Origin of the sequence: Kribbella kalugense (genome assembly GCF_004365875.1) — a bacterium.
GTDB classification, from domain to species: domain Bacteria; phylum Actinomycetota; class Actinomycetes; order Propionibacteriales; family Kribbellaceae; genus Kribbella; species Kribbella kalugense.
The window spans coordinates 201,594-216,670 of sequence record NZ_SODF01000001.1 but is presented as its reverse complement, the minus strand read 5'-3'; the positions used below and the strand labels follow the sequence as shown (position 1 = coordinate 216,670).

The 15,077-nt window shown below is 66.0% G+C and carries 18 protein-coding genes and 1 riboswitch; of the genes, 5 read left to right on the top strand and 13 right to left on the bottom strand.

What is annotated here, in order from left to right; genetic code table 11:
- Nucleotides 1-17 precede the first annotated feature (17 nt).
- Genes EV650_RS01060 through EV650_RS01050 form a run of 3 tightly spaced genes read right to left on the bottom strand, consistent with a single transcriptional unit; the run spans nucleotide 18 to nucleotide 1,846 of the window.
- Nucleotides 18-752, bottom strand: coding sequence for a (2Fe-2S)-binding protein (locus EV650_RS01060; protein ID WP_134114394.1), 735 nt, complete (start codon nucleotides 750-752; stop codon nucleotides 18-20).
- Nucleotides 749-1,603 (bottom strand): CbtA family protein, encoded by an 855-nt coding sequence (locus tag EV650_RS01055; protein ID WP_134114392.1) that lies wholly within the window; start codon nucleotides 1,601-1,603, stop codon nucleotides 749-751. Before EV650_RS01055 ends, EV650_RS01060 begins: the two co-directional genes overlap by 4 nt.
- A 27-nt stretch (nucleotides 1,604-1,630) precedes the next feature.
- Entirely contained in the window at nucleotides 1,631-1,846 is a 216-nt protein-coding gene (locus EV650_RS01050; protein ID WP_238173955.1) for a CbtB domain-containing protein, read from the bottom strand.
- A 39-nt stretch (nucleotides 1,847-1,885) separates the two neighbouring features.
- Nucleotides 1,886-2,031: riboswitch (cobalamin riboswitch) on the bottom strand.
- Nucleotides 2,032-2,127: 96 nt separating this feature from the next.
- On the opposite strand from EV650_RS01050, the gene EV650_RS01045 reads away from it, so the two are divergent.
- Genes EV650_RS01045 through EV650_RS01035 form a run of 3 tightly spaced genes read left to right on the top strand, consistent with a single transcriptional unit; the run spans nucleotide 2,128 to nucleotide 4,765 of the window.
- Entirely contained in the window at nucleotides 2,128-3,045 is a 918-nt protein-coding gene (locus EV650_RS01045; RefSeq protein ID WP_202874292.1) for a metal ABC transporter solute-binding protein, Zn/Mn family, read from the top strand.
- Nucleotides 3,045-3,839: a metal ABC transporter ATP-binding protein gene (locus tag EV650_RS01040; RefSeq protein ID WP_134114391.1), complete on the top strand. Its 795-nt coding sequence runs from the start codon at nucleotides 3,045-3,047 to the stop codon at nucleotides 3,837-3,839. Before EV650_RS01045 ends, EV650_RS01040 begins: the two co-directional genes overlap by 1 nt.
- A gap of 5 nt (nucleotides 3,840-3,844) precedes the next feature.
- Entirely contained in the window at nucleotides 3,845-4,765 is a 921-nt protein-coding gene (locus EV650_RS01035) for a metal ABC transporter permease (RefSeq protein WP_134114389.1), read from the top strand.
- Here the strand turns inward: EV650_RS01035 and EV650_RS01030 are convergent.
- The 9 genes from EV650_RS01030 to EV650_RS00990 are packed head-to-tail and all read right to left on the bottom strand — an operon-like array spanning nucleotide 4,680 to nucleotide 12,617.
- A complete protein-coding gene (locus EV650_RS01030) occupies nucleotides 4,680-5,768 on the bottom strand; it encodes a mandelate racemase/muconate lactonizing enzyme family protein (RefSeq protein ID WP_134114387.1) in 1,089 nt (362 codons plus the stop codon). The two genes, EV650_RS01035 and EV650_RS01030, sit on opposite strands and share 86 nt — an antisense overlap.
- Complete coding sequence (locus EV650_RS01025) at nucleotides 5,765-6,868, bottom strand: amidohydrolase family protein (RefSeq protein ID WP_238173954.1); 1,104 nt, start codon at nucleotides 6,866-6,868, stop codon at nucleotides 5,765-5,767. The genes EV650_RS01030 and EV650_RS01025 overlap by 4 nt, the downstream gene beginning before the upstream one ends.
- Before the next feature lie 10 nt (nucleotides 6,869-6,878).
- Nucleotides 6,879-7,133, bottom strand: a complete 255-nt coding sequence (locus EV650_RS41300) for an amidohydrolase family protein (protein WP_166677976.1) — start codon at nucleotides 7,131-7,133, stop codon at nucleotides 6,879-6,881.
- Nucleotides 7,134-7,143: 10 nt separating this feature from the next.
- Nucleotides 7,144-7,974, bottom strand: coding sequence for an amidohydrolase family protein (locus EV650_RS01015; protein WP_166677975.1), 831 nt, complete (start codon nucleotides 7,972-7,974; stop codon nucleotides 7,144-7,146).
- Nucleotides 7,975-7,989: 15 nt separating this feature from the next.
- Complete coding sequence (locus EV650_RS01010; RefSeq protein ID WP_202874288.1) at nucleotides 7,990-8,973, bottom strand: PDR/VanB family oxidoreductase; 984 nt, start codon at nucleotides 8,971-8,973, stop codon at nucleotides 7,990-7,992.
- Nucleotides 8,954-9,400 carry a Rieske (2Fe-2S) protein gene (locus tag EV650_RS01005; RefSeq protein WP_134114381.1) on the bottom strand — a complete coding sequence of 149 codons (447 nt, stop codon included), beginning with the start codon at nucleotides 9,398-9,400 and terminating at the stop codon, nucleotides 8,954-8,956. The genes EV650_RS01010 and EV650_RS01005 overlap by 20 nt, the downstream gene beginning before the upstream one ends.
- A gap of 33 nt (nucleotides 9,401-9,433) precedes the next feature.
- A complete protein-coding gene (locus tag EV650_RS01000) occupies nucleotides 9,434-10,270 on the bottom strand; it encodes a carbohydrate ABC transporter permease (protein WP_134114379.1) in 837 nt (278 codons plus the stop codon).
- Nucleotides 10,267-11,217 (bottom strand): carbohydrate ABC transporter permease, encoded by a 951-nt coding sequence (locus EV650_RS00995; RefSeq protein WP_134114377.1) that lies wholly within the window; start codon nucleotides 11,215-11,217, stop codon nucleotides 10,267-10,269. The genes EV650_RS01000 and EV650_RS00995 overlap by 4 nt, the downstream gene beginning before the upstream one ends.
- Nucleotides 11,214-12,617: an extracellular solute-binding protein gene (locus EV650_RS00990; protein WP_134114375.1), complete on the bottom strand. Its 1,404-nt coding sequence runs from the start codon at nucleotides 12,615-12,617 to the stop codon at nucleotides 11,214-11,216. The genes EV650_RS00995 and EV650_RS00990 overlap by 4 nt, the downstream gene beginning before the upstream one ends.
- A 220-nt stretch (nucleotides 12,618-12,837) precedes the next feature.
- Here EV650_RS00990 and EV650_RS00985 point away from each other — a divergent pair, with 220 nt between their 5' ends.
- On the top strand, nucleotides 12,838-13,596 hold the full coding sequence (locus EV650_RS00985; protein ID WP_238173953.1) for an IclR family transcriptional regulator: 759 nt from the start codon (nucleotides 12,838-12,840) through the stop codon (nucleotides 13,594-13,596).
- A gap of 2 nt (nucleotides 13,597-13,598) precedes the next feature.
- Nucleotides 13,599-14,564 carry an aminoglycoside phosphotransferase family protein gene (locus tag EV650_RS00980; protein ID WP_238173952.1) on the top strand — a complete coding sequence of 322 codons (966 nt, stop codon included), beginning with the start codon at nucleotides 13,599-13,601 and terminating at the stop codon, nucleotides 14,562-14,564.
- Between the two features lie 4 nt (nucleotides 14,565-14,568).
- On the opposite strand, the gene EV650_RS00975 is transcribed toward EV650_RS00980, so the two are convergent.
- On the bottom strand, nucleotides 14,569-14,742 hold the full coding sequence (locus tag EV650_RS00975; RefSeq protein WP_134114371.1) for a CsbD family protein: 174 nt from the start codon (nucleotides 14,740-14,742) through the stop codon (nucleotides 14,569-14,571).
- Between the last annotated feature and the right edge of the window lie 335 nt (nucleotides 14,743-15,077).

Sequence of the window (15,077 nt, the reverse complement as noted above, 5' to 3'; positions counted from 1 at the left end):
CCGTACGCCGATCGGGGTCAGTGCTGGTTCAGGGCGCAATCGCCGCAGAGGGGGCCGGCGTGGTCGGGGGCGGCCCGGTAGATGAGGCAGCAGCTGCGGCGGCGGAATCGGCCGGTCTCCGCGAAGGTGGTGTGGGTGTCGCGGAGGGCGGGGGCAGCCAGCAGAAGGGCTGCGAGGTGGGCGGTTCGTTCGGCCAGGTGAGGTGCGGCGTTGGTGATTGCGGTGGCCGCGCCGTTGACGGCGGAGGCCACGTTGCCCCAGAGGATGTGCTCTGACACGGCGAAAGGCCGGGTGGCCTCGCCGATGACTGGGATAGGGCCTTCGAAGAGTCCGATGCTCAGGTCCTGCGGTCCCTTGCTGCCAATCGAGGGACCCCAGGGCAGCGACAGCGGGAAGGCTCCGCCCAGGACTGGTTGCCAGCGGAGGTCTTCGAGGGCGAGCGACGGGACGGCGGCGCCAAGGACGGCGAGGGCCAGCGCCGGAGAGATCAGGCGGGCGACCAGGCCCAGGTGTGTGACCGATGCGGCCACCCGTGCTTCGATCGCGTCCGGTGACTGGCCGCCGGCCGCGGCCAGGTAGGCCTGGGTCTCGGTCACTCGGTCGTGCAGGACGTCCGGGTCCTCGGCCAGCTCGGACATGCTGTGCCACGGCGGAATCGGCGCAGAGTCCGCGGTGTGCTCCTGGACGGTGAAGAACGGCCCGAGGGCCGCGAGCTGTTCGAGCATCGCGGCCCTCGACGTCGTGTCGGTCATGCCCCGCTGACTGCCTCGGCCTGAGCGGTGGCGCGTTTCGGTTGGAGCAGACGCTCGGCCATCGGGCCGAAGAGAAGTCCGATCGCTCCCCACAGCAGGACCTGCGCGGCGACGGAGTACAGACGGAAGGCATAGAGAGTGTCCGCGTCGAAACCCGGAAAAACGATCTTCCCGGTGGAATCCGTCAGCGGCAGCGGGGTTTCGGTCGCGTGCTTTCCGTACTCCTGCACGTTGGCCGCCAGGTGGCCCAGCGAGGGCAGCAACGCCATCAGGACGCCGATGACCACCGCGTAGGCGGCCAGGGAAATCAGCGTCGCGTTCCAGTTCCCGAACCGGGCCTTCAAGTGCTTGCCGAGGACAACCGTCAGGACCAGCAGCACGAGCGACGATGCGACCAGCACGAGGTACAGGTTGCCGCGGTCGTGGATGGTGTCTTCGTGCCCGATGGACGGCGGGTTCGCCGGGTACTTCAGGAACGGTACGAAGTAGATGCCGAGGAACCCTCCGGCCGCGACCAGCATCGCCAGCGTCTGCGGGCGGAGATTGCCGACGCGGCCGAGGCAGACGGCGTACGCGACGGCGAACAGCGCGCCCATCGCGACGCCGAACAGGATCATGCCGGCACCGATGCCGACGTTCGCCTGGATGGTGCGGCTGAAGATGTCCGGCCCGCCGGCCTCGACGGGGAGCCCGGCCGCCTTGTCGAGTGCGTCTTGCGCCGCGTCACGGGCGCTCTCGTAGTCGATGGCGGCTTGGATCTGTGGCTCGGCGAAGATCCGCGCGAACACGAACGCGAACAGGCCGCCCACCGCGCCGGCGATGACGCCGCGCAGAATCAGTTTCTTTTCCATGTCCAGTTTTCCTTGGCTTGCGAGCTATCAGTGACAGGGGAAGCCGAGGAAATGCCGGGAGTCGTGGACGAACTCGTGGATGTGCATGTCCTTGCCGAAGATCGAGTACGCACCCTGGTCGACACCGATGAAGTAGTACAGCAGCAGCGCGACGATTGCGGTGCAGACCAGCCACACCACAGCCTTCGAGATCGGCAGAACGACCGGAGTGGGTACGGCGGTAGGACCAGACAGACTGCTCACGAGCGAGCCTCCTTCTAGGGGATCGTGCGTCCCTCAACCAATGGAGCGTCGTGACGGCGAAGTATCTGACTCGCCGGCCGCAAGCGACCGACTCACAGTGGCGCGACCGTGCCGAAGTTCCATCGGCTTCCTAGCGCCATCACTACCTCCGGAGGGTACGGACGCCCCGTCTCGCCGTCAATCGGACACGGATGTATTCGGCACCCGTCCACCTGCGGCGGTCTGCTACGGTGTGTCCGGAATGGTTTTCATTATCAATTGGAGACGGAGACGGGTGCGCTGTGAGGCTGCGTGATTCGGTGGGATTCCTGGCTGGTGCGGCGGCGATGGCGGTGCTGGCCGCGTGTGGTTCGTCGGCGGCGGACACGAGTGCCGCGTCGACGCCCAAGGCGGGAGTGCGGGTGGTGGCATCGACCAATGTGTACGGCGACATCGTGAAGCAGATCGCGGGTGACAAGGTCGACGTGACGTCGATCATTTCCGACCCGGACCAGGACCCGCACTCGTACGAGGCCAATACCCAGACCCAGCTGTCGCTCTCGAAGGCGCAGGTCGTGATCGAGAACGGCGGCGGTTACGACGACTTCATGGACAAAATGCTGAAGTCGGCGGGCAACACGTCGGCGAAGGTGCTGAACGTGGTCGACATCTCCGGCCACCAGGCGCCGGCCGGCGGCGAGCTCAACGAGCATGTCTGGTACGACTTCCCGACCGTCGAGAAGCTGGCCGCCCAACTGGCGAGCACGCTGTCCGCGGTCGACTCCGCGAACAGTTCGACGTACGCCGCGAACGCTGCCACCTTCACCGGCAAGGTGAAGCAACTGGAAGCGACCGAGGCAGCGATCAAATCCGGACACGACGGCGCCGGCGCCGCGATCACCGAACCTGTGCCGGTCTATCTGCTGACGGCCTGCGGGCTGGTCAACAAGACGCCGGGCGAGTTCAGCGAGGCGATCGAGGAGGGGACCGACGTTCCGGCGGCGGTGCTGCAGGAGACGCTCGCACTGTTCAGCGCGAAGCAGGTCAAGCTCCTCGCCTACAACCAGCAGACGTCAGGCCCGGAGACGGAGAAGGTGCTCGCGGCGGCGAAGGCGAACGGCATCGCCGTCGTACCGGTCACGGAGACACTGCCCGCGGGCAAGGACTACCTCGGCTGGATGACCGCCAACCTGGACGCGATCCGTTCGGCGTTGGCCTGATGAACGTCCTGCACTTCGACAATGCTTCGTTCGGCTACGGACGGCGGCCGTTGTGGGGCGGCCTGACGATGGACCTGCAGGCAGGGCAGTTCCTGGCAATCCTAGGCGCCAACGGATCAGGGAAAACCAGCCTGCTGAAGGCGGCTCTCGGGCTGCATCCGCTGATGTCCGGGACCGTCCAGGTCGCTGGTACGCCGCCCCACCGGGGAAGCACGCGGATCGGCTACGTGCCGCAGCACCGGCGGATCGACACTCTCACCCCGCTTCGGGCCCGGGATGTGGTCGGTCAGGGTCTGGACGGCCATCGGTGGGGCATCGGGCGACCCGACCCGAAGCGCCGTCGGCGGATCGACGAGATGCTCGAGTCGGTCGGCGCCGACGCCTTCGCGGATCGTCCGATCGGACAGCTGTCCGGCGGGGAGCAGCAGCGGGTCCGGATCGCGCAGGCCCTGGTGGCCGATCCGTTGCTCCTGCTCTGCGACGAGCCGTTGCTATCGCTGGATCTCAACAGCCAGCGGACGATCTCCGGTCTGGTCGATCGGCGCCGCCGTACGCATGACACCGCGATCGTCTTCGTCACCCACGACATCAACCCGGTGCTGCCGTACGTCGACCGCGTGCTCTACCTGGCCGGAGGACGGTTCCGGATCGGGACGGTCGACGAGGTGATGACGTCAGCCACGTTGAGCGACCTCTACCGATCGCCGGTCGAGGTGGTCCGTTCCGGTGGTCGGGTGCTGGTGGCGGGTGTTCCCGAGGACTCGCATCACACCTCGGCACTGCGGGCCGGGTGAGGTCGATGCTCACGGCAAGCGTTTGGCACGAGATCTTCAACTTCACCAACTACGGCGAACTGCTGGCCCTGGTGCGTAACTCGATCATCGCCGGGGTAGTACTCGGCGTCGTCGGCGGCCTGATCGGCGTGTTCGTGATGATGCGTGACCTGCCGTTCGCGGTCCACGGCATCAGCGAGCTCTCGTTCGCAGGTGCGTCGGGTGCGCTGTTGCTGGGCGTGAACGTGGTCGCCGGCTCGCTGACCGGTTCGATCATCGCCGCGATCCTGATCGGCGTACTGGGAAGTCGTGCCCGTGATCGCAACTCGATCATCGGGGTGCTGATGCCGTTCGGGCTCGGGCTCGGCGTACTCTTCCTTGCCTTGTACAAAGGTCGTGCGGCGAACAAGTTCGGTCTGCTGACCGGACAGATCGTGGCGGTCGACACGCCACAGTTGTCCTGGCTGATCGTCACCGGCATCGTCGTGCTGGTGGGGCTTCTGATCGTCTGGCGGCCGTTGATGTTTGCCAGCTCGGATCCGGACCAGGCCGCGGCCCGGGGAGTTCCGGTTCGGCTCCTGTCGCTGGTCTTCATGCTGCTGCTCGGCCTCGCGGTCGCCATTTCGGTGCAGATCGTGGGCGCGTTGCTGGTGCTGAGCATCGTGGTCACGCCCGCGGCCGCTGCACTCCGAGTCGCCGCCTCCCCCTGGCTCGTGCCGGTGCTCAGCGTGGCGTTCGCCACCGTCTCACTCGTCGGAGGCATCCTGCTCGCGCTCGGTGGCAGCCTGCCGATCAGCCCCTACGTGACCACGATCTCGTTCCTCATCTACCTCGGCTGCCGATTCCTCAACACTGATCGGGTCAAAGCGACGACGTTCTTCGGTCCATTTGCTGCAAGGTGGAGTCGGAGATCTCGATCCCCCATCCGGGTGCATCGGACAGGATGACCTCGCCGTTCCGCGCGACCGGGAACGGCTCGTAGACCCGCATGGCCGAGGCGTCCTCGATGGTCCACTCGTGGAACAGGTTGCAGGCCGGCATCGCCGTCACCAGATGCGCGGTGAAGATCGCCGTCAATGATCTCCCGGACGAATGCGGTACGCACGGGAGCCCGGCGAGGTTGGCCAGCTCGGCAACCTGCCGGGCTCGGGTGATGCCACCGATGTAGCAGACATCGGGCTGGATGACGTCGGCCGTGCCGTCCTGGATGATCCGTCGCATGGTGTCGACCGAGAACTCCTGCTCCCCCAGCCCGACGGGGATATCAAGAGCCGCCGCGACGCTTCTGGTGTTCTCGTACTCCCAGAACGGCACCGGCTCCTCGAAGTGCAGGTAGTCGTACTCCTCGAGCAGTCGCCCGACTCGGACCGCCTGCCCCGGCGAGTAGGCGCCGTTCGCATCCGCGCTGAGCTCGATGTCGTCGCCGAGCTCCTTGCGCAGGAGGGGAACCAGCCGCCAGGTGCGGCCGGTCCGCGACTCGGCATCGCGACCGTTGCGCTCGCCGATCTTGATCTTCACCGCGCGGAAGCCGTGCGCGGCGACGGCGGCGACCATCCGGTCAACCTCCTCTTCGGGCGTCGTGTCGCGACGCATCGCCGACCCGTACACCGGCACCGACGACCGGAACTTTCCACCGAGCAACTGATAGACCGGCTGCGACTTCGCCTTCCCCACCAGGTCCCACAGCGCGGTATCGACCCCGGCCAACGCCCGGAACAGAAAGCTGCCGAAGTACTTGTACTCCGCCCGCGCGCACTCCTCGGCCAGGGTCATCACATCGAACGGGTCCCGACCCAGATAGTTGCGCGCGACCAGAGTGTGCAGCACCTCCCCCGTGATCCTGGCCTCGGAGTGCGCCGTCTGCCCGTACCCGACCAGGCCGTCGTCGGTCCGAACGCGGACGATGCAGCCGTGACCGTCGAAGGTCTCGATCGACGTGATCCTGGTCAAAGTGACTCCGCCCGCGCCGGCAGCTTGTAGAACGCCCGGGCGTTCTCCGTGTAGATACTGTCCCGCTGCTCCGCGGACAGCCGGACCTTGAACGCGTGCCGGGGATGGTCGAAGTCCCAGTGCGGATAGTCGGTGGAGAACATCACCTTGTCGCTACCTCCGAGGTGCTCGAACACCTTCTGTAGGTCGGCCGGCCGATGCGGTTCCTCGATCGGCTGCGTCGTCATCCAGAAGTGGTCGCGCAGGTACTCCGACGGCCTCCGCCGTACCTGCGGAATCTCGGCGCGGAAGCGCTCCCAGTGCGTGTCCATCCGCCAGGCCAGCGACGGCAGCCAGGCGAACCCGCCCTCGATCAACGCGATTCGCAGGTTCGGCAGCCGGTCGAAGATCCCGCCGAGGATCAGGCTCGCCACGTGCGCCTGGAACGCGGCGGACATCCCCGCGTGATCCTCCAGGTAGTACGACGGCCAGCCCGCACTGCTGATCGGTACGCCGCGAACGCCGCCACCGTAGTGGATCCCGATGGGCAGGTCGTGCCGCGCGGCCGCCTCGTACATCTTCCAGTAGCGGCGATCGCCGAGCGGCGCCGAACTGCGGGCGACCAGCAGCACCTGGACGAACCCCGGATGGCCGGCCAGCCGCTCGATCTCGGCGACCGCCTCATCGCTGTGCTCGGCCGGCACGATCATGCCCGAGCGCAGCCTCGGCTCCGGCTCGAGCCACTCCTTGATCTGCCAGTCGTTGGTTGCCGCCGACAACGCCGCGGAGAACTCCGGATCGAGTTGGCTGCCGGAGCCGCTGAGCGGACCGAGGATCCCGAACTCGACGTTCAGCCCGTCGAGATGCTGTTTCTGCATGAACCCCAGGTCGGCGCCCGCGGGCAGTCCGGACGGCGGGAAGGCGTCGTACCGGGCCGGCGATCCCTTCGGATACACGTTCCCGTTGTGCTGACGCGAGCCGAAGGTCTTCAGATGCTTGAGCCAACGATTCGAGAGGTACGGTTCGAGCGCTCCGGGCGCCATCACGTTGTGGATGTCGCAGTCGATGATCATCTGCTTCGCCGCCGTCGGGCGGGTACTCCGTGTCTCTGTCTGTGTCATGAAAGTCTCCTCATCCCAGCCGGTACGTCGCGTGCGCGTTGCCGGACATGATCTTGGTCTGCAGCTCCGCGGAGATCCCGTCAGGCAATGCGTCGGCGGAGTTCGCGAAATGCGCGTGCGGGTAGTCGGTGGAGAACATCAAGATGTCGTCGCAGAGCAGCTGGTCGATCACCTCGAGCAGGTACTGCGGGGTGTCGGGCCGATCGAGCGGTGCGATCGTCATCCGGACGTGGTCGCGGATCACCTCCGACGGCGGACGCTCCACCCACGGAACCTCACGACGCAGCCCCTTCCAGTCCTTGTCGAACCGCCACAGCATCGGCGGCAGCCAGCTGAAAGCCACCCTCGATCGTCGCGACAGTCAGCTCGGGGAACTCGACGAAGACACCTTCGGTGACGAAGCTCATCAGCTGGGCCTGGAACGCCAGCGGCACGTTCACATAGTCCTCGACGAAGTACGTCGACCAGCCGACCGGCGTCGTCGGGTTCCCGCTGAGGCCACCCGCCTGTACGCCGACGACGAGACCGGCAGCCTGTGCGGCCTGGTAGATCGGCCAGAATCCACGCCGGCCGAGCGGCTCACGACTGCGCGAAGGAACCGTCACCTGGACGAACTGACTGTGCTCCGCGGCCCACTCGACCTCCTTGGCCGCGAAAGCCGGATTCTGCAACGGGAGTACGGCGGATCCGCGCAGCCGATCGTCCTGCTCCAGCCACTCGTGCAACTGCCATCGATTCAACGCCCGGGCGAGCGCAGCCGCCAGGTCGTCGTTGTGGACCGAGTCGATCGCGTACGTGCAGTTGAGGATCGCGTATTGCAACTGCCACGGGTCGAGCAGCTGCCCCTGGAGGAGCTCGAGGCTGGACCCAGCCGGTCCCTGTTCCGACCGCGAGCCGTCGAGGAAGAGATTCGGTGCGTTGGACGGATAGAGGTTCGACGGCAGCCCGCCCATCCCGGATTCGGTGATGTAGTCACGCCACCGCGCCTCGAGATAAGGGAAGAGGTTCTTCAGGCCGGGAAGATTGATATGTACGTCGGTGTCGACGAGCTCGAGTCCGGTCCATTGCTCGGGCCGGGCGTAGTTCTCAAGTTGTTGTACAGCCACGGGTGATCTCACCTTTCACAGGTCGAGGACCAATCGGGACGACAGTGCGCGCGAAACGCAGAGCATCATCGTGTCGTTGGCGGCGCGTTCGTCCTCGTCGAGGACGGAGTCGCGATGGTCCGGAACGCCTTCCAGCACAGTCGTCCGGCAGGTCCCGCAGGTGCCTTCTTCGCAGTTCGACAAGACGAAGATCCCGGCCTCGTTCACGACTTCGAGGATGGATTGGTCCGGCGGTACGACGAGCACTTCGTCGCTGTCGACGAGTTCGATCTCGAACGAGGTGTTCGGTGGTACGTCGGTCAGTGGTCGCGGCGCGAACCGCTCCACCTGCAGGCTCTTGTGCGGCCAGTGCGCACTCTTCGCCTCGACGGCCGCGATCAGCGGTTCGGGACCGCAGCAGTAGATCAACATGCCGGGCTGAGGTTCGGCCAGGAGCTGATCCAGTTCGATCAGGCCGCGAAGATCCTGCGGCCATTCGAGCACCCGGGCCGGATCGATCCTCCTGACCTCGTCTCGATAGGCCATCGACGCTTCGCTGCGACCGCCGTACACCAGACGCCAGTCGGCGCCGGCCTCGTGTGCGGCCTTGATCATCGGGATGATCGGCGTGATTCCGATGCCGCCGGCAATGAATAAGTACTGCGGGGACTCATGCAACGGGAAGTGGTTGCGCGGCCCGGTCGCCGTCAGTATGTCGCCGGCGAGGACCCGCTCGCACAGCACCATCGAGCCACCACGGCTCGCCGGCTCCCGCAGTACGGCGATGCGCCACCGGCCACGATCGGCGGGATCGCTGCACAGCGAGTACTGCCGGACGAGCCCGGGGCGGAGCTCCACGTCGATGTGACTCCCCGCGGCCCACGGCGGCAGCTCCGAGCCGTCGGCGGCGACGAGCACGAGCTCCGTCACGCCGACCGACACCTGCGTCGTGGACTGCACCCGCAGCGAGACGGTGGTCTCCCCCACCATCGCGGCGGCGTCAGATATTGACAATGACATAGTCGCGATCGACCTCGACGTCGTACATCTCACCGGAGTACGGACCGGGCTGGAAGCCGGCCGCGGACAGCTCCGGGTTCTTGGCCAGCGTCTCACCGGACTCGACGCCGGTCTGATAGGCCTTCACCTTGGTCTTCGCGGGATCGAACCAGGACTGGCCGGTGGCGATCTCGAACTCCCAGCCGTGCCAGGGGCAGCGGATGATCTCCCCGCGCATGACGTAGTCGTAGTTCCCGGGCTTGTCCGACCGGACCAGTCCCGACGTCACGCCCTCGCACATCGGCCCGCCGCCGTGCGGGCACAGGTTGCGGATCGCGTAATAGTTGCCTTTGACATTGAAAACGCCGATCGACCTGTTGGCAATCTCGACCACCTTCCGCTGACCGGGGGCAATCTCGTCGACCGTCGCCACGACGTACTTGGTCACAGTGTCTCCTTGTCGGCAGATATCGGGGAGGCATCATTTGATTCCGGTCATCGAGATCCCGCGAGTGAAGTACTTCTGCGCGAAGACGAAGACCAGGACGGTCGGAATGATGGCCAGCGTCGCGCCGGCCATCAGCGGGCCGTACTGGGTGCTGTCCTGGGTCTGGAAGAACGCCAGCCCGACCGGGACGGTGAACTTGTTGACATCGCTGAGGTAGACCAACGGGCCGAAGAAGTCGTTCCAGACGTTGACGAAGGTCAGCACCGCCAGTGTGGCCAGGGCCGGTTTCGACAGCGGCAGGATGATGCTCACGAAGATCCGGAAGTGACTCGCACCGTCAACCAGTGCGGCCTCGTCGTACTCCTTCGGGATGGTCATGAAGAACTGCCGGAGCAGGAAGGTGCCGAACGTGTTGGCGACGATCGGCGGCACGATCAACGGGAAATGGGTGTCGATCAGACCGGCCTTGACGTACGCCGAGTACAGCGGCAGCACCATCAGCATGTCCGGGATCATCAGCGAGGCGAGCAGCAGCCCGAACGCGGCGTCCCGCCCGCGGAACTGCAGCCGCGCGAAGCCGTAGGCGCCCAGAGCACAGACCATCAGCCGGCCGATGATCACCAGCACCGTGATGTAGGCGCTGTTCCCGAGGAACCGGATGAACGGCAGTACGCCGTTGTTGACCAGGTACACGTAGTTGTCGAACGTGAACGGGTTCGGGAGCAGGTGCGGCGTCAGGCTGATCACGTCGCCCGGCTCCTTGAACGAGCTGGACAGCATCCACAGGAACGGGCCGATGGCAATCAACGCGACGACGATGCAGACGACGTACGTCGCCGTCGATCCAAGGATCCGCCGATCCCCCCTCATTGATAGAACACCCACCTCTTGGAGAGCCGGTTCTGGATCCAGGTGACCGCGAGCAGCACTGCGAAGAGCACGATCGCCAGTGCCGAGGCGTAGCCCATCCGGCGCAGCGAGAACGCCTCGTACCAGAGGTGGTAGATGTAGACGTAGGTTCCGTCACCCGGTCCGCCGCCGGTCATCACCAGGATGAGAGCGAAGACCTGGAACGAGCCGATCGTCTGCAGGATCAGCAGCATGAAGATCGTCGGCGTGAGGAACGGCAGCGTCACGTGGACGAAGCGTGAGAACCGGCCGGCCCCATCCAGGGTGGCCGCTTCGATCAGCGTCTCCGGGACGCCTTGCAGGCCGGCCAGGACGATGATCATGTTGAAGCCCATGTTCGCCCAGATCGCGGTGGCGATCACCGCGGCCATGGCCGATCCGGGTTCACCCAGCCAGTGCGGCCCGGTGATGCCGAACGACGCCAGTACTGCGTTGATCACGCCGTACTGATCGCTGAACACCCACCGGCTGATGACGCCGACCGCGACCAGGGACGTCACGTACGGCAGGAAGATCAGCGCGCGGATGACGGCCATGCCGCGCAGCCGGTTGTTGACCAGCAGGGCCAGGGCGATCCCGATGATGATCCCGACCGGGACGTACCCGACCGTGTAGATGGCGGTGTTGATGAGGCTCTTGCCGAACAGCGGATCCTGGCCGGAGAACATCTCCTTGTAGTTGGCGACGCCGGCGAACTTCGGCGCAGCCAGGCCGTCCCAGTCGGTGAAGCTGGTGACCAGGGTCGGCAGGACCGGGATGACGTTGAACAGCAGCGTCCCGATCACGACCGGACCGATGAACATCCAGCCGCGGAGGGTGCGCCGCCGCGCCCCGCGCCGCCGTACCTCATGCTCGTCAACGGGCGTCGCCACCGGCGGCGGCGCCTCGATCGTCGGTGCGGCCGTCATTTGGCCGCGACCTTCAGGTCGGGATCGGCGAGCGCTCCTCCCTTCTCGAGCAACTCCTTGCCCTTGGTCCCGTTCCAGCCACGCTTCTTGATCTCGGCGTTGACGGCGTCCCGGCCGCGCTTGAGGTAGTCGGCGGTGGCGAGCTTGCCGCTGACCAGGTTGTTCGCGTTCGTGCCCTCGACGAAGGAGTCGGCCAGCGCCGTCCCGATCGGTCCGCGCGGGAACGGTACGTCGACCGGCTTACCCGCGACGTTGCCGAGCGCCTCGGCCCAGACGTTCGCGGTCTTCGGCCGCGGGTGGTCGGTGAACGCGGCGCTCTTGGCGACCTCGATCAGGGCCGGTACGGCGAACTGCGCCTTGGCCATCACCTCCGACGCCGCCTTGCCGCACAACGCCTTCATCGCCAGGAATGCGGCCTGCGGGTCCTTCGCGGTTTTCGGGATGACCCAGGTCCGGGCGTAGTTCTTCGTCATCGCGAACAGCGGCGTCTTGGGCCAGGGCATCACGTCCCAGTCGACGTCTTTGCTGATCTGCGCGCTGATGTCCATCGCCTGCCACGTCATGGCCAGCTTGCCCGCGTTGAACAGCGGCAGGTACTCCACGTCGATGGTCGGGGCGTAACCCTCGCGGATGTAGGAGACCTGCTTGTCGATCGCGTCCTGCGTCTCCGGCTTGCCGTAACCACACTCGGTCTGGTTGTTGTAGAGCGCGGTGTCACCAGCACCGTACGCAGTGGCCTGGATCGTGTTGACGGCGTACTGCAGACCGTAGGTATCGGTCCGGCTGCCGCTCTTCTTCGTCAGCTTCTTGACGGCCGCGTCGAAGTCGTCCCAGGACCACGGTTCGGCCCAGGACGTCGGCGCTGTCAGGCCGGCATCGGCGAACAGTTTCTTGTTGTAGTACAGGGCGTTCGCGCTCATACCGGGCGTGATCGAGAACTGGTACCCCTCGACAGCGACCTTGGTCGTGAACGTCGGGCTGTACTTGGTCAGGTCGAACCCGTTGGTGGCGTCCTGCATCATCTTGTCCAGCTGCAGGATCTTGCCGTTCGTGGCCAGGTCGTACACCCGGTCGTCGTCGATCCGCTGCAGGTCGGCCGCCGTACCGGAGGCGAACTGCAGCATCACGCTCGCCCAGTCGTCCCCGGGCGCGGGCTTCCAGACGATCTTGATCTTGTGCTCGTCGAGGCTCTCCTTCTGAGCCGCCGCGATCATGTCCTTGAACATCTTCTGGGTGGTCGGATCACCGACCGAACTGAACGTCACCTCGGTCCAGCCGGCGGGCGCGCCGGACGACGAGCCGCCGCACGCGGCCAGTGAGGTCCCGGCAACGCCGGCGGCGGCCAGACCAAGTCCGGATTGAAGCAATCGGCGGCGGGTGAACAACGAGCCGGAAGTCATGAGTGTCTCCCTCGGCAAGCGGGTTCGACCGGGGGCGGCAAGAGCTCTCTACACCGATGTACTACGAGGCGGTGAGAGCTGCGGGCTATCGGTCTTGGGGTGTTGCATCAGGTTGGCTCAGCACGCGAGAGCTGTCAACACTATCTGGAAGTAAACTTCCGATATGTGGAACCACTTGGCCGGACCTGGCCAGACCGCAGGGCGCATTTATGCTGGCGCGGTGGAGAACAAGACGTCCGGGAGTGTCCAGTCGGTCGAACGGGCGTTCCACCTGCTCGAGCTACTGGCCGACAACGGCGATTCGACCTTGACCGAGCTCTCGGCGGCGATCGACGTACCGGCGCCGACGACGCACCGGTTCCTGAAGACGCTGGTCTCACTCGGCTACGTGCGCCAACTGCCGAACCGCCGCTACGGACTCGGGCTCAAACTGACCAGGCTGGCCGGCCGGGTCGACTCGCAGCTCGCCCCGATCGTGGCGCCGCACCTGGACACGCTCGCCCGCGAGATCGGCGAGTCGGCGAATCTCGCCGTACTCGAAGGTCACATGGTCGTCTACATCGCCCAGTCGCCCTCGCGGCACGCGATGCGGATGTTCACCGAGGTCGGGCACCGCGCCTACACCCACCTGACCGGAGTCGGGAAGGCGATCCTCGCCGACCTGCCCGACGAGCAGATGGCCCGCATCGTCGGCCGGGCCGGCATGCCGGCCGCCACCGACCGGAGCATCACCGACCTGACCAGGCTCCGCAAGGAGCTCGCCCGCATCCGCCGCACCGGCTACGCCACCGACAACGGCGAGCAGGAACAGGGCGTCGTCTGCTACGCCGTCGCGATCCCGGACGTCCCGATCTCGATGGCGATCTCGGTCTCCGGACCGGCCTTCCGGATGACGACGGAACTCGGCAAGGCCGCAGTCCCCCTCCTGATCAGCGAGGCCCGGGCAATTTCAGCGGAATTGCTTGGCGCACTGTCCTGACGTTGGCGCAGACTGATGACCTGATGCTGGACATTCCTGATGAAGTGCGGAACAAGGTCGTTGCCGATGGCAACGCCGGGTGGCTCGACGAGCTGCCCTCGATCGTGGAATCTCTGGCGCAGGAGTGGTCATTGACCATCGGCGCCACGTTGCGCGGCGGCCACGTGGCCTTCGTCGCCGAGGCGACACTCGCTGACGGTACGGCGAGTGTCCTCAAGGTCGGCGTACCGTCAGCTCGGCGTGATCTCACCTTCGAGGCGACCGCGCTACGCCTCGCCGACGGCGACGGCTGCGCGAGCCTGCTGCTCGAGGACGTCGACCGCGGCGCACTCTTGCTCGAGCGACTCGGGGCTGCGATCTGCGACGTCGTACCTGATCCCGCGACGCGGCACATGATGATGTGCGATGTCGCTGCCCGGCTCTGGCGGCCGGTCGGCCCCGATATCGACCTGCCTACGGGGGCCGACAAGGCACGCGAGTACTCCGACCTGCTGCCGCGACTGTGGAAAGAGACGGGTCGGGCGTGCTCGGAGGCGACGGTCGAGGACGCTCTCGCGTGCCTGGACCGTCGGCGCCGCGCCCACGATGACCGACGCGCTGTGCTCGTACACGGCGACGTCCACGATCTGAACGTGCTTCAGGCGGCGGACGGTGGTTTCAAGCTCATCGATCCGAGCGGCCTGCGCGCTGAGCCGGCGTACGACCTTGGCACCATCGTCCGAGCCAATCCCGACATCGGCGACGACCTACACGCCAGGGCGAAGCGGCTGGCCGCCCACACCGGTGTAGACGCCACGGCGATCTGGGAGTGGGGAACGATCCATCGCGTCAGCAGCGGCCTGTACAGCCGACAGATCGGCTTCCAGCCGTTCGGCGATCTGCTGCTTGCCGAAGCAGACCGCCTAACAGCCAGTAGCCACGGATCCCCGCTCGGAAGGAGCGGGGATCCTGGGATCGATCAGGGGTGAGGCGTCAGTCCTTGAACGCGTCCTTGACCTTCTCGCCGGCCTGCTTGAGGTCGGCCTTGGTCTTCTCCGCCTGACCCTCGGCCTGCAGATCGCGATCGTCGGTCGCGTCCCCGGTCTTCTCCTTGAGCTTGCCCTTCGCCGACTCGGCGGCGTTCTTGATCTTGTCTCCGGTACCCATCGGTGTCTCCCATCGTCAGTTCCGTCGCCGGCGGACAGGCCGGCTTCGGACGCACGGGGCCGCCCCCCAGGCGGCGAAACTTCCATTGGCGCTCGTCGTAGTCGTAGTACGTATCCACGCCACCAACTGTGATCACAACCGCCTCCAGCAGATGCGACCCGCAGTACCCGCCCGCTGTTGGACGGCACCCGCCCGGTACCCGCGGTCCACTCGATCAACCCCGCGCCTGCCGAACCTGTCGTAGGCTCCTGGCAATATCTATAGTGGCGGGCATAGACATTGAGGCGTGGCCGACATAGTCTTCCTGCTGTTTACAGAGAAGAACATCGAACCTG